Source organism: Paenibacillus vini (assembly GCF_018403325.1).
In the GTDB taxonomy this organism is placed as follows: Bacteria; Bacillota; Bacilli; order Paenibacillales; family Paenibacillaceae; genus Fontibacillus; species Fontibacillus vini.
Genome location: NZ_BOSL01000023.1, coordinates 1 through 14,572, shown reverse-complemented (window position 1 = coordinate 14,572; position 14,572 = coordinate 1). Strand labels below are relative to the sequence as shown.

The window sequence follows — 14,572 nt, the reverse complement described above, 5'->3', positions numbered from 1 at the left end:
ATCTCCCATCATACCGAATTTACTGGGCTTTTTCCAACAGTTTCGGTTTGGCGAAGATCATCCGGCCCGCGGACGTTTGCAGTACGCTCGTTACCAACACCTCAGTGATGGTGCCGATGAAGTCACGGCCGCCTTCAACGACGATCATGGTGCCGTCATCCAGATAGGCGACGCCTTGTCCGTGTTCCTTCCCGTCCTTGATCACCTGCACCATGATTTCCTCGCCCGGAAGCACGACCGGCTTGACCGCATTGGCGAGATCATTGATGTTCAGCACGGAGACGCCCTGTAATTCACACACCTTGTTCAGGTTGAAATCATTGGTTACGACTTTACCCTGCAGCACCTTGGCCAGCTTGACCAGCTTGCTGTCGACTTCGGAGATCTCTTCGAAATCCCCTTCGTAAATCATCACCTTCACATCGAGTTCCTTCTGGATTTTGTTCAAAATATCCAGTCCCCGCCGTCCGCGGTTCCGTTTCAGCAAGTCGGACGAATCGGCGATATGCTGAAGCTCCTCCAGCACGAATTCCGGGATGACGATTGTTCCCTCGATGAAACCTGTTTTGCAAATGTCGGCGATACGCCCATCAATGATCACGCTGGTATCCAAAATCTTATGTTCCTCAAGCCGCCGCTCTTCCTCGGGATTCCCGCTGCCCCATTTTCCTGAAATCCATAAGGAGGACAGCTCCTCTTTTTTCTCCAATCCGACGTATAGGCCCATGTAACCGAGCAGCATGGAAATCGCAAACTGGGCAAAGCCTTCCAGGGTTCCAAACCAGGACAAAACGGGATAGACCATTAAAGAAAGAAGAAGTCCTGCAGTCAGTCCGGCCGCTCCCGCCGCCAAGTCCTTCATCGGGATTTGTGTCAGCGCCGTGATCCATTGTCTCACCTTTACAGAGACGACATCGGCCGCAAGCGAGAAGAAAAACAAAAACAGGCACGCTCCCGCCGCCGCCAGTATAAATTGGGCCAACAGAGGACTCATCCCTTCAAACCAGCTCTTGAGCGGCTGAGGGAACACTCCCGCTACGCCCTCCATGGTATAACCGAACCATGCACCGCAAAGTCCGGATACGATCAGTAAACTCTTTTTCAGCATGACGCTCTTCACCTCCTGATTATGTATCATCAATATCCAGTATGATCCAATTTTTGGTGACGTAATCGGAGGGGAAGCAATTTTTTTGTCGGCCTCTTAAGAATTAAATTCGGAAGGAACCCGCAGTGAGCGGGATTTCAGGTTGATAAGTAGGGAAAGGGTGGCATATAATGAACTCAATTCATAATATTGAGGTGGATGGAAAATGAGCGCACCGAGCCTTCAATCTTTTCAAGATCAAGTTTCTGAACTGTTGCTCCGTCACCGCAGTCTGCTGGATGTCATGTCTAAAATGGGACAAACTAATGCCGCTGCAGTCCGCACCGTGACCAAGGCGGTTACCGAATGCGGATGTGTGGAGCTTCATGCCACCAAACAGGAATTTGAACCCGGCATGAGCCTGGAGCAGGCCAAGGAAAGAATTAATGAGCACGTCCGGGGAGAACTCTGCGAAAACTGCCGGGATGCAATCAGCAATGAACTTGGACGCAGCTTGTTCTATACTTCCGCGCTTTGCAACCTGCTCGGCATCGAGCTCGACGAAGTGCTGGAAAAAGAATCGCAAAAATGCTCTACCCTGGGCTTATTCAATATGTCCTAAGATTAGGAACTTAAGATCGCAAAAAAAGGCATCGCTTTCCGCACAATTGCAGAAGGCAATGCCTTTTTCTTTGGTTGTTATTAGTATGAGTTCAAAAAGACAGGTTTTCAGGACCGAAGTGTATGCTTCCGAAGCGCGTTTTTACAAAACGCTTTAGGTTGGATGAAGATAGGGACTGAGTAGCGGAGCTAAACGTTTTCGTAGAAAACGACTTCGTAAGCATTGGCTCATAAGGTACGTGAGCAACGGAAGGCCCGGCTGAATTCAAGATTCGACGTCGAATCCGCTTCATGATCTGCTTCGTCGTGGAAAGATGACTTTTTGAACAACCTCTATTAACGTTTGGGACGGTAGGCCCGCTCGGAATCATCGTCGTCCCTGCGCTTACGGCGCAGCAGCTTATCGACGTTCTGTTTCAAACCATACCCCGCGTACAGTACCAGCGGGACGAAGATCAGTTTGGAAATCTGCTCCGGGAACATGACCGCAATCGCAACAGCCAATATAACGACAAACGGCGTAATGGCTACGGCTTTCCTCGGCAACCCGAGCTTCTTGAAATTCGGATATTTGACCGAGCTTACCATCAGGTAGGACAGCAATAGCATCGAAATAATGAAATAAGGCGCAGAGAAGTCCTTGTGAAACAGCGATAAAGTAGCCAGAACCCCACCTGCGGCGGGAATTGGCAAACCTATGAAGTAACCCGGGATTCCTTTCTGGACATTGAATCTGGCCAGTCTCAGCGCTCCGCACATCGGAAAAATGGCGGTAACGACCCAGACAAGACCGGTTTGCGGCAGATCATGGAATGAAATTAAATACATAATGAGTGCCGGAGCAATGCCGAAGGAGATGATATCCGATAACGAGTCAAGCTGCTTGCCGAATTCGCTTTGACAATTCAAAGCTCTGGCTACCCGTCCGTCAAGACCGTCCAGCAGCATGGCGACAATAACCATAATCGCTGCCAAGCTGAATCTGCCGTCAAGCGCGAGCATCATGGCCAGCATTCCGAGAAACAGGTTACCTAAGGTAAACAGGTTCGGAATTGATTTAGTAATCATCTTTTCACCTCAAATAGATATCCTTAACATCATCATCTGATTGTAGGAGAATTAAATTTGTCTGTCAATGAACACCTGTTCCTGAAGACGCTTCAAGCCTTCCTTAATCGCCCGGGCCCGCACTTCGCCGATGCCGTCGACCTCATCCAGCTCTTCGATGGTGGCCATCAGAACGCTTGGAAGCTCCCGGAAACGCTCCACCAGGTTGTGGATGATCACATTCGGAAGACGCGGGATTTTGTTCAGGACGCGGTAACCGCGTGGAGAAACCAGATCCTCCGAGACGGCCGCCGAAGTCGGATAACCGAGCAAACGAGTAATATGGTTGTCGTCCAGCAGCTCGTCGTCACTGGAACGCTTGAGCCCGAGAATAATTTCACGGATCGCCTCGTCACTGCCGTCCTTCGCGTAATCCTTATACAGCAGCCACGCCTCTTCCTCCATATTGCTGACCAGTTCTTCCATCTGCATGCTGATCAGCCGTCCCTCGGTACCAAGCTCATTAATAAACCGCTTGATCTCCATTTTGATGCGAATGACCATCTCCACGCGTTGAATTACATTGATGACTTCCGGTATTGTAACCAATTCTTCGAACTCTGAAGCAGTCAGGTTGGTGAGGGCCTGATTCAGTACCGCTCTATATTTCTCCAGCGTTTGAATTGCCTGATTGGCTTTCGTAAGGATTACGCCGATTTCCTTCAGAGCATAGCGCAGGCCGCCTTGATACAGCGTAATGATGTTCCGCCGCTGGGAGATCGATACCACGAGCTTACCCGTCTGCTTCGCAACCCGCTCTGCCGTACGGTGACGGATCCCGGTCTCCGCGGAGGAGATGGAGGAATCCGGAATGAGCTGGGTATTGGCATATAAAATCCGTTTCAAATCCTCGCTTAAAATAATGGCACCGTCCATTTTGGCGAGTTCGTATAAATAGTTTGGCGAAAAGTCACAGTTGATGGAAAAGCCGCCTTCGACCACTTCCATCACTTCCGGACTGTAACCGACGACTATGAGGCCGCCGGTCTTGGCTCGAAGTACGTTTTCGAGCCCGTCACGAAAAGCGGTACCCGGTGCAACGAGCCTAAGCAAATCGTTCATTTTCTCCGCTTGGGTTGTTTCTTTCATCATTTAGTGCCCCCTAATCTAACGCAACAGCTAGCGCATCTGCAACGGTATTCACACCGATTAATTGTATTTCTTTCGGTCCTTTCCACCCTTTCATGCTCTTCTCGGGGAGAATGACCCGTTTAAATCCGAGTTTGGCAGCTTCCTTCACCCGCTGCTCCGCCCGGGACACCGCCCGGACCTCGCCCGTCAATCCGACTTCGCCGAAAAATACGTCATAAGGCTTAGTCGGCAGATCGCGGAAGCTGGAGGCGATGCTTACGGCGATCGCCAAATCTACGGCCGGTTCGTCAAGTTTGACGCCGCCGGCAAGGTTTACATAGGCGTCCTGATTTTGCAGGAACATCCCCATCCGTTTCTCGAGCACCGCGATGATCAGGTTCATCCGGTGATGATCCACCCCTGTCGCCATTCTTCGGGGCGAAGGGAACTGCGTGGACGCGACCAGCGCCTGAAGCTCGACCAGCATCGGCCGGGTTCCCTCCATGGAGGCTACTACCGTAGAACCCGCAACGCCCAGCGGACGCTCGGACAGGAACAGTTCCGAAGGATTCGCTACTTCCGCAAGTCCGGCTTCATTCATTTCAAAAATGCCGATTTCGTTAGTCGAACCGAACCGGTTCTTTACCGCCCGGAGCAAACGATAGGAATGATGGCGTTCCCCTTCAAAATAAAGCACCGAATCCACCATATGCTCCAGCATACGCGGTCCTGCAATAGCTCCTTCTTTAGTGACGTGGCCCACCAGCACCGTGGCGATGCCCTGCCCCTTCGAGATCCGCATGAAGCGGGCCGTGCACTCGCGAACCTGAGACACGCTTCCCGGCGCGCTCGTCACTTCCGGCAAATACACCGTCTGAATCGAGTCGATGACCAGGAAATCCGGCTTCACCTGATTGATCGCTTCCTCAATGCCATCCATGCTGCTTTCGCACAACACGTACAGCTCGGGAGAGAGCGCACCGAGCCGTTCCGCCCGAAGCTTGGTCTGCCGGGTCGATTCCTCCCCGGAAATATACAGCACCCGAAGTCCGGCTTTGGCCATTTCGTGCGAGGTCTGCAGCAAGAGCGTGGATTTCCCGATCCCCGGGTCCCCCCCTACAAGGATCAGCGATCCGGGAACGATGCCTCCGCCAAGAACTCGGTTTAACTCGGCAATTCCCGTTTGAATCCGCGGCTCCTGGCCGCTCTCTATATTTATGATCGGAAGCGGCTTTTCTTTCGTATGAAATAAGCCTGAAGTAAGTCCTTGGGTTTTGACCACTTTTTCCGTTTCTTCCACCATGGTGTTCCAAGAACCGCATCCCGGGCATTTTCCATACCATTTAGGCGATTCATATCCGCATTCGGTACAATAAAACTTTGTCTTTACTTTAACCATTTATCTCTCCTTCTCCACACTGCAAAATTTGACAAACCTTGCAGGTCGCACCACAAAGGTACCATTAAAAGTTTACCATTCTTTCAGAATTAACGTAAAGTTTTTTCCCGTCAAAACGGGCTTTTCCCTGCTTATGTGTCGACTTGCTCCATTTCTTGCGTTATGTAGGTCATTCTATGTAAAAAGCTCCCAAAGCATCGCTTTGGGAGCCTCTTACTACATATATCGGATTTAACCGGTTTCTTTTACAGTGACTTCACCGCAAGTTAAGCATTTTTTGAAAAAAGGCCCGATTTCTCTACGGTCAACGCGCCGTTCTCCTCGTCGATCGTGAGCGAATCTCCCTTCTTCACAGTGCCGGTCAGCAATTCCTCGGACAGACGGTCCTCGATATGCTTCTGGATCGCCCGGCGAAGCGGACGCGCTCCGTATGCCGGATCGAAGCCCTCTTTGGCAAGGAAGGCCTTGGCCTTATCGGTGAGGATGAAGTCCACTTCATGCTCCCGCAGCCGCTTGCGCAGCTCCTCGGACATGAGCGACACGATTTGACCGATATGACTTTCTTCCAAGGAGTGGAACACGATGATTTCATCAATCCGGTTCAAGAATTCCGGACGGAAGCTCTTCTTGAGCTCTTCCATCACTTTGCCCTTCATGTTGTCATAATCTGCGCCTGCATCCTCTACGGCAGTGAAACCAAGGCGTGTATTCCGCTTGATCGCTTCCGCCCCTACGTTGGAGGTCAGGATGATCAGTGTGTTGCGGAAGTCGACTACCCGGCCTTTGGAATCGGTCAACCGGCCGTCTTCCAGCACTTGCAGCAGGATGTTGAATACTTCCGGATGAGCTTTTTCGATTTCATCCAGCAGGACTACGGAATAAGGCTTGCGGCGTACTTTCTCGGTCAATTGGCCGCCTTCCTCATACCCTACATATCCCGGAGGCGCACCTACCAGACGGGCCGTGGAGTGCTTCTCCATGTACTCCGACATGTCGATGCGGATAACGGCATTCTCGTCGCCGAACATCGATTCGGCGAGTGCTCTTGCCAGCTCGGTTTTACCTACCCCGGTCGGACCGAGGAAAATAAACGAACCCATCGGACGCTTCGGATCCTTGAGGCCTGCACGTGCCCGGCGGATTGCCCGGCTGACGGCTTTTACGGCTTCGTCTTGGCCGATTACCCGCTCATGCAGGATTTGTTCCATATTCAGCAAACGCTCGGTTTCTTCTTCTTTCAGTTTGATAACCGGGATTCCCGTCCAGCTGGCTACCACCTGAGCGATATCCTCCGGAGTTACCTCGGAATCCGTACGGCCCTGTTTTTCTTTCCATTGGTTCTTCGTTACATCCAGCTCTTCGCGAATCTTCTGCTCGGTATCGCGAAGCGCGGCCGCTTTTTCGAATTCCTGGCTCTGAACCGCAGCGTCTTTCTCCTTGCGGATGTCGTCCAGACGGTTTTCAAGCTGCTTCAAATTTGGTGGTACCGTATAGGAGTTCAGCCTTACTTTGGAGCCCGCTTCGTCAATCAGGTCAATCGCTTTGTCCGGCAGGAAGCGGTCCTGGATATAACGGTCGGACAGCTTGACGGCCTGTTCAATCGCTTCGTCGGTAATCTTCACGCGGTGATGCGCTTCATACCGGTCACGAAGTCCGTGCAGGATCTGAATCGCTTCATCAACCGACGGCTGATCTACCGTAATCGGCTGGAACCGGCGTTCCAGCGCGGCGTCTTTTTCAATATATTTACGGTACTCATCCAGCGTCGTGGCCCCGATGCACTGCAATTCGCCCCGGGCGAGCGCAGGCTTCAGGATATTGGATGCGTCGATGGCGCCTTCGGCACCGCCCGCTCCAATCAAGGTATGCAATTCGTCGATGAACAGGATGATATTTCCGGCTTGGCGGATTTCATCCATGATCTTTTTCAGGCGATCTTCAAATTCACCGCGGTATTTGGTACCGGCGACAACGGACCCCATGTCGAGGGTCATAACTCTTTTATCGCGGAGGGTTTCCGGAATTTCATTGTTGATGATCTTCTGCGCCAGGCCTTCGGCAATCGCCGTTTTCCCGACGCCGGGTTCGCCGATGAGCACCGGATTGTTCTTGGTCCGGCGGCTAAGCACCTGGATAACCCGCTCGATTTCTTTACTGCGTCCGATAACCGGGTCGAGATTCCCTTCCTTGGCGGAAGCCGTCAAATCACGGGCCAAGCTGTCCAGCGTCGGTGTATTGACATTGGCAGGCGCTCCATGATGGCTTGATACGGCTTCGCTGCTGCCAAGCAGCTGCAGTACTTGCTGGCGGGCTTTGTTCAAGCTGATGCCGAGATTGTTCAGCACGCGTGCCGCAACCCCTTCACCTTCCCGAATCAAGCCAAGCAAAATGTGCTCGGTACCGACATAGGTATGACCCAATTTGCGCGCTTCGTCCATGGACAGCTCAATAACCTTTTTGGCTCTTGGCGTATAGGCGATATTAGACGGCTGTTCTTGTCCGCGGCCGATCAGGGTTTCCACTTCATCTTGAATTTTCTCGAGTCCGAGTCCAAGGCCGATCAGCGCTTTGGCGGCAATCCCTTCTCCTTCGCGGATCAATCCGAGCAAAATATGCTCAGTACCAATATTATTGTGACCTAGTCTGACTGCTTCTTCCTGGGCCAAGGCCAACACCTTCTGGGCACGTTCCGTAAATCTTCCAAACATCATATTGTTTGCACCTCCATATAAAATCTATCGTTTCAGTTATTTACCCACTTTTTCCCGAATCAGCTTGGCGCGGTACATATCCCGCTCGCCAGGCGATAAGTTTTCGCCGAATAATTTCTGCAGAAAACCAGGCTGCGTCATGACATTAAGCTCATTCAGCACACCTGCGGGAACGTCATCGATCAAACCGATATCCACGCCAAGCCGGACGTCGGAAAGCCGCTGAGCCGCTTCCTTCGAATCCATAATCGCAGCGTGGGATAAAATCCCGTAAGAACGCATTACACGGTCAATCATCCTCAAGCGCGATTCGGACAGCAGTCTTTCGCGGGCATTTTTCTCATGCTCGATAATCTGCAGGACAACACCATACAAATTCTCAATAATTTCCGTTTCGCTTTGTCCTAGTGTAATCTGATTTGAGATTTGAAACAAGTTCCCCATCGCTTCGCTGCCTTCGCCGTATATGCCACGCACCGTAAGTCCTACCTGGGATACAGCGGATAATATCCGGTTGATCTGCTGCGTAAGCACCAATGCCGGCAGATGCATCATGACTGAGGCACGTAATCCCGTACCAACGTTGGTTGGACAGCTGGTCAGAAAGCCCCGGTTCCCATCAAAGGCATAATCTACATGATCCTCGAAAATGTCGTCAATCTCGGTCGCCTTATCCCAAGCTTCTTGCACTTGAAAGCCGGGATATAAACATTGAATTCTCAAATGGTCTTCTTCGTTCACCATAATGCTCAAACTTTCGTCTTCACTGATAAAGACGGCGCCTTTTCGGGATTCTCCGGCCAGATTCGGACTGATCAGATGCTTCTCGACCAGAATCTTCTTGTCCAGCTCCTCCAAATCGGCGAGTAGAACCGGGTGGAGCATGCCGTATTGCTGCAGCCGCTCATCCGTCAGCACTTCCCGCAACAAACCCAGCACTTCTTCCGACTGTTGATTCGTCGCCAGCATCGGAAACGGATGATGTATCAAGTTACGCGCGATCCGCACCCGGGTGCTGATGACGATATCCGATTCCTTTCCGCCCTGGCTCATCCATTCGCTTAACGGCTGTTCTGTAAAACGAAGATTAGGCATGATACTCTCCTCCTACTCTGCGGGAATATTCTTTTCAAGTTCACGGATCTGGTCCCGGAGCGCAGCCGCTTCCTCAAATTCTTCCTGAACAATCCGGTACTGCAATTCTCGCCGGAGGTCGTCCAGCTTGCGCTGTACCTGGATATGACTGCCCGCCCGTTTCGGCACTTTGCCCACATGGACCGTGTTGCCGTGCACTCTTTTGAAGAGCGGATCGAGTCGGTCATTAAAATATTTATAACAAGAGCTGCAGCCAAAACGTCCGATCTTGCTGAACTGGGAATAGGTTAGACCGCACTCCTCACAGCGGATGTTCTCGTTTTGTTTAGCTGCGCTGGGATGTCCCTGAATACCAGGATGAAAATCCATCAGTCCCGACAGCAGATTATGAATGGAGAATCCGCCTGTCGTTCCGGGAATCATCTCCCCTTTTTCTCTGGCACAAGCTTCACAAATATGAAATTCCGTCTTTTCCCCATTTACGATCTTCGTAAAATGAAGCGTAGCTGGGCGTTTGCCGCACTCTTGGCATTGCATTGGGATGTCCCTCCTCTTATGGATAGACTCAACACATACTTATAGATGTTGTTCAACAAATCATCTTTCCACGACGAAGCAAATCATGAAGCGGATTCGACGTCGAATCTTGAATTCACCCGGGCCTTCCCTTGCTCACGTACCTCATGTACGCTCCGCTACTCCGTTCCTAGCTTCATCCAACCTTCTCGGTCCTGAAAACCCGACTTTTTGAACTTGCATTTTAAGAGGCTGTGCCGGTCATTAACCGAGTAATGATATCAGCATCGCCTTCATCAGCCGCGCCCGGATCTGATCGCGGTACGGCAGCTTCACCATCAGTATTTCCCTGGATACTGCCGCCCTCATTAGGGCAGCCTCTCGGCTGCTAAGAAACCTGGCCTCTTCCAATTGATAAATCAGCCCCTCCGCCGCAGACTGGCCGATTTCGTCGCCAATCGTCTGATGAAGGTGCGTATGCAAAGTGGTCGGGCCCGGTAATTCGATCCGCCTAATTCGGACATAACCGCCGCCCCCGCGTTTGCTCTCCACCAGATAACCCTTCTCCAGGGTGAATCTTGTGCTAATCACATAGTTAATCTGGGAAGGAACGCAGGAAAACTGATCGGCCAGATCATTACGCTGAATTTCTATCGCCCCTTCGGGACTTTCGTGCAAAATGCTTTTGAGATATTTCTCAATAATATCGGAGATATTGCGCATCACACATCCTCCATTGCTCATTACTCCAACATACCGCGCCACCGATGTAACTGATCTGCTATATATAAACAAAGCATCGCATGTATGAATAGTATTAACCGTATGCGCCGGTTTGAATATGGGATGGTCATGATATGTTGACTTTGACTTTCTTTGACTTTAACTTTATTATAGCACAAATTTCCGATTTGCCAAGAGGGACCGAAACACGTGAAAAACACCCCCGATTCATCATGAATCGAGGGCGTGTGTACTTTGCATTTAGAGCACTTTATTTGGATGGCGCGGAAATCAGCACTTCCTTACCTGTTGCGAGATCCTTTTTGTAGGTTCCTGCCCATTTCCCGTACTTGTTATTGTCCTGTCTGTCAAAGACAATTGCCTTACTATCTACCGAAACTAACATATAGCTGTAGCGGGCCGTATTTTGCTTGAGTACCTTTTTCTGCTTACCGTCGATCGAGTTCCTTACGATTTTATCCGGGGTTTCATAAATGACCGAATTATCAAAAAAGTAACGATCCCCGCCCCAGCCTTCCGCCTCAAACAATTTCTTGTCACTGCCGTCGCCTAGCGCGGAATACACTTTTCCGTCATTTGCATCACCATAATAAACTCTATCTTTATACGTATCAAAGCTGTATATCCGGGCCAAGTCCTTTTCCCAGGTCCCGTCCTTCTTGAGGGAATGCAGCATGTAGCCTTTGTTCACAGCCTCCCTGTTCTCTTTTGAATCCGGGTAAGTGGTGTATAGCAAATAGTCGCCGGCCAATTCAAGCTTGTCGGGGAAAAATTGTGCGCTCCGTCCATACGTATAGCTCAAAACCTGCAGACTGCTTCCGTCATATTTGTAACGAACCGGCATTCCCCACTCTTCGTAGGCATCCCGTTTCGAACGTTCCCAAGCATATATATATTCCCCGTCAAAAGCCCTCATCCCCAGATCAAGCGACGCGCCTTGCTGAGTTTTACGACGGAAGATAGAAGCCGAATCCGTGTCCAATCCGTATTTTGTCGGATAAGGGATCATCTCGCCGAAAGTGTCGCCGAGCTTTAATTTCTTCAAGTAATTGTCCTGAATGAAATACACTACATCCTGATCCAGCTTCACAAAATCAAACCGGCCGGTAAGCACAATTTCCGTCGTGTTTGTTCCATCCTGCTGACGAACAAGATACTGATGCGTATACTCCATATTTCCGAGCTTCCATCTGAAATTGGCCTTCACATTTTTGTAGTACAAGGTTTTGTAGGTCCAGCCGTCTTGCTTCAACTGTGTCTTAGTGGCGACAAGAGTCCCCTCAAACACCGTTCCCTTATTCGAAGTCCCGGTGTTTCCTCCATCTGAGGTCTTGGCGGCTTGCAGCATTTCCATAGGCTTAATGCCATTCTCGCTGCCTTTTCCGATAAAAATAATATTGCCATTAGGCATTGTAATCGATATCGGGTTTTCATGTTTGTACTTCATTACCGGACCCCTGGTCCACTTGTTGGTTTTCGGGTCGTAAACTTCAGTCGAGTTCAGCTGGCCTGTATTGTTGCCGCCTCTTCCTCCTGCGACGATCACCTTTCCGTCAGGCAGCAGCGCCGCTGCCGCATTGGAGCGGGCTGTCGACATATTGCCTACATCACTCCATAGATTTGTAGCCGGATCATATACTACAGCTTCGGATACCGGTTCGTTGCCCCTGCCGCCATGCAACACTCCGCCTGCCATGAAAAACCGGCCGTCAGCCATTGCCGTTTGGGCCTGGAAGCTAGTGAAGTAAGGCATCGTTGCAATGGAGTAAAACTTATCCGTATCGGCCTTATACAGTTGGCCTGCCGATATGTTCTCATCCAAACCTGCGCCATAACTGAGCGCATCGCCTTGCGGAGTAATATATAGCTCCCTGCCCATATCAGAAAATTGTACCGGTTCGGTCCAGGTGTCCGTGTCCGGATTATATTCGTACACATAAGGATATTTCTTCGTGTATAGCCGGTAGGAACCCATTACAAGCAGGTGACCATTCTTGAGCGTAACAGCATTCATTACCACGCCCTCTCTCTGAGGTCCCGGCATCGAGGCTATTTTGCTGAATTTATTGGTTTGCACATTATACAATTCCGCTTGCGTACTCTGATCATCCGAGCTATCTACACCGCCTAATATAACGATGTTCCCGTTCTGCAGACGGGCAAACGATTTGGGAAGCTTAAGTGAGGATCCTTGAACCTGCTGCCAGCTATCAGAACCTGTGTTGTACTTGAAAAGCTTCGCGCTCTCATTTTCATAGGCCAGGAACAAGACCTCCTGACTATTCAGTACAACCGCATCGATTATACCGGCTTTGGGAGCAGGAAAACTCTTTAATGCTTTAAAGGTTCCGATGCTCGAAGCCGCCGAGGACGGCGTCGTTGCAGTTGCCGCCGCGAACATCTTAGGAATCTCTCCCGCTGCGCTTACTTTATTAGTATGTACGAAATTCATAGGTGCCGGTGTTCCGATCAAAGCGGCAACCACACCGGCTGCGATTGTCCTTCTCGCAAATTTGTTATGTTTCATCTTGGCTGTTTTCCCCCTCATGTTGCACTCGCTGTGCTGTTTAAAGGACTTATAGTCTAGGCCTTCATAACTATTATCGGTTAAGGGATACTCACAATTTTAGATATCAGTTCTAATTTTCTTAGGACAAGTCGAAGGTTTCCCCCCTTCCCCAACTCCACTAAACGGATAAGTGGCTTAATCGCCAACTCCCTTTGACATTAAATAGGTTTCGGATTTATTTCTTATTGAACTAAATAATTCATCTATATCTGCCGCTTTTCGTGGTAAAATTAGTTTATGTAAATTGTGCAATCGTTTTCACTCACTCTTCACGTATATTTTATTGAATGGAGGCATCGCGCTAACGGTATGTATAATTCTTATATTTTCGATTTGTACGGTACATTAATCGATATTCACACGGATGAAGAAGACCCTATGGTTTGGGAAAGACTTAGCTACCATTTTCTTTACAGCGGTTATTCACTAGACCCAAATGTATTGAAAGACCAATATCGCAAAGAGGTCACAAGACAAATTTCAACCCCACTTATTGAATGCGAATTTCCTGAGCTGGATATTCAATTGATTTTCAAAAATATCGTTGCAGAACTAGGATACAATCCGGAAGAAAACTGGCTCGATGAAACGGTGCGTTGGTTTAGATTACTTTCTATACGAAGCTTAAAACTATATGATGGCGTTAAAGAAACTTTAAGCACATTAAAAGATCGGAATAAGAAAATTTATTTATTATCTAACGGACAAACGGCCTTTGTGGAAGCGGAAATGCGCATCCTTGGCATTACGGACTTTTTTGATGGCATAGCCATCTCCTCCAATCCGGGGATTTGCAAGCCTGATCCGCTGTTCTATACCTATCTTGCCGACACGTTTAATGTTGATTTGACTTCTGCCATTATGATCGGAAATGACGCGACTACTGATATTGCGGGCGCCAATCGCATGGGCATGGATGCGTGCTACTACCATTCCAATTGCTCCCCGGAGACGGAAACGGTGGATTGTAAACATCAGATTTGGGACGGAGATTTTAGGCGTATTTTAGAGCTGGGTTAATGATTGATCTTTGCGATAAATTGCCACTTTGCTTAGAAGTGGATGCAATTTGTGGCCAAGACATTCGGCCTTCTGAGAATTGTATTTTCTACAGTTAATTTGTTGATCCGATAGTCTTGAATAGAAGAAGAGCACTGCCGAGGTGATCGGCAGTGCTCTTCTTCTTTGTTTGGTGGCATCTTACTCCATGTATCAGAGTATTTGAATTCAGCTTAGTAGCATAGTGCCTTAACACCTACCCCATGTATAATTAACTGTATTTCCTACATCTAATTTTACTCCATTAGCTTTCCGGTCTAAATTAACTGCAAAAACTACAGCTATTTCGCCGGATTTGGCCCATTCCGAGTGGAAACCGCAGAAATAACTGTAGGTTTTACAGTTATTTGTCTGGAATGAGCTTATCTTGCAAAAATAACTGCAGGTTTTACAGTTAAGTTGTTGTAGAGATAGTCCTAAATAACAAAAAAAGCACCGCCGAGGTTATCGGCAGTGCTCTTCTTCATTGCTTGGCGGCGTCCTACTCTCCCAGGACCCTTCGGTCCAAGTACCATCGGCGCTGGAGGGCTTAACGGTCGTGTTCGGGATGGGTACGTGTGGAACCCCTCCGCCATCGCCACCAAACGGTTCAA

At 49.5% G+C, this 14,572-nt stretch carries 11 protein-coding genes and 1 rRNA gene; 2 read left to right on the top strand and 10 right to left on the bottom strand.

Features of this window, described 5'->3' with window-relative positions; genetic code table 11:
- Positions 1-19: 19 nt before the first annotated feature.
- Positions 20-1,108, bottom strand: a complete 1,089-nt coding sequence (locus KJS57_RS23685; protein WP_211025518.1) for a PIN/TRAM domain-containing protein — start codon at positions 1,106-1,108, stop codon at positions 20-22.
- A 205-nt stretch (positions 1,109-1,313) separates the two neighbouring features.
- On the opposite strand from KJS57_RS23685, the gene KJS57_RS23680 reads away from it, so the two are divergent.
- Positions 1,314-1,709, top strand: coding sequence for a nucleoside triphosphate pyrophosphohydrolase family protein (locus tag KJS57_RS23680; RefSeq protein WP_211025516.1), 396 nt, complete (start codon positions 1,314-1,316; stop codon positions 1,707-1,709).
- A 335-nt stretch (positions 1,710-2,044) separates the two neighbouring features.
- Here the strand turns inward: KJS57_RS23680 and pssA are convergent, their stop codons facing one another.
- The 8 genes from pssA to KJS57_RS23640 all read right to left on the bottom strand — a co-directional run bounded on the left by pssA (position 2,045) and on the right by KJS57_RS23640 (position 12,878).
- A complete protein-coding gene (gene pssA, locus KJS57_RS23675) occupies positions 2,045-2,776 on the bottom strand; it encodes a CDP-diacylglycerol--serine O-phosphatidyltransferase (RefSeq protein ID WP_211025514.1) in 732 nt (243 codons plus the stop codon).
- 51 nt (positions 2,777-2,827) lie between these two features.
- The gene (disA, locus tag KJS57_RS23670) at positions 2,828-3,904 is read right to left on the bottom strand and encodes a DNA integrity scanning diadenylate cyclase DisA (RefSeq protein ID WP_211025633.1); all 1,077 of its coding nucleotides are present in this window, start codon (positions 3,902-3,904) and stop codon (positions 2,828-2,830) included.
- 13 nt (positions 3,905-3,917) lie between these two features.
- Positions 3,918-5,285, bottom strand: coding sequence for a DNA repair protein RadA (gene radA, locus KJS57_RS23665; protein WP_211025513.1), 1,368 nt, complete (start codon positions 5,283-5,285; stop codon positions 3,918-3,920).
- Positions 5,286-5,551: 266 nt separating this feature from the next.
- Positions 5,552-7,996 (bottom strand): ATP-dependent protease ATP-binding subunit ClpC, encoded by a 2,445-nt coding sequence (clpC, locus tag KJS57_RS23660; RefSeq protein ID WP_213656556.1) that lies wholly within the window; start codon positions 7,994-7,996, stop codon positions 5,552-5,554.
- Positions 7,997-8,032: 36 nt separating this feature from the next.
- Positions 8,033-9,091 (bottom strand): protein-arginine kinase McsB, encoded by a 1,059-nt coding sequence (gene mcsB, locus KJS57_RS23655; protein ID WP_211025511.1) that lies wholly within the window; start codon positions 9,089-9,091, stop codon positions 8,033-8,035.
- A 12-nt stretch (positions 9,092-9,103) separates the two neighbouring features.
- The gene (gene mcsA, locus KJS57_RS23650) at positions 9,104-9,628 is read right to left on the bottom strand and encodes a protein-arginine kinase activator protein McsA (RefSeq protein ID WP_211025510.1); all 525 of its coding nucleotides are present in this window, start codon (positions 9,626-9,628) and stop codon (positions 9,104-9,106) included.
- A 243-nt stretch (positions 9,629-9,871) separates the two neighbouring features.
- A complete protein-coding gene (locus tag KJS57_RS23645) occupies positions 9,872-10,330 on the bottom strand; it encodes a CtsR family transcriptional regulator (RefSeq protein ID WP_211025509.1) in 459 nt (152 codons plus the stop codon).
- A gap of 271 nt (positions 10,331-10,601) precedes the next feature.
- Positions 10,602-12,878, bottom strand: coding sequence for a Kelch repeat-containing protein (locus KJS57_RS23640; RefSeq protein ID WP_213656555.1), 2,277 nt, complete (start codon positions 12,876-12,878; stop codon positions 10,602-10,604).
- Between the two features lie 351 nt (positions 12,879-13,229).
- Here KJS57_RS23640 and KJS57_RS23635 point away from each other — a divergent pair, with 351 nt between their 5' ends.
- A complete protein-coding gene (locus tag KJS57_RS23635; RefSeq protein WP_213656554.1) occupies positions 13,230-13,940 on the top strand; it encodes an HAD family hydrolase in 711 nt (236 codons plus the stop codon).
- 507 nt (positions 13,941-14,447) lie between these two features.
- Here KJS57_RS23635 and rrf read toward each other — a convergent pair.
- Positions 14,448-14,564 (bottom strand): 5S ribosomal RNA (gene rrf, locus KJS57_RS23630).
- Between the last annotated feature and the right edge of the window lie 8 nt (positions 14,565-14,572).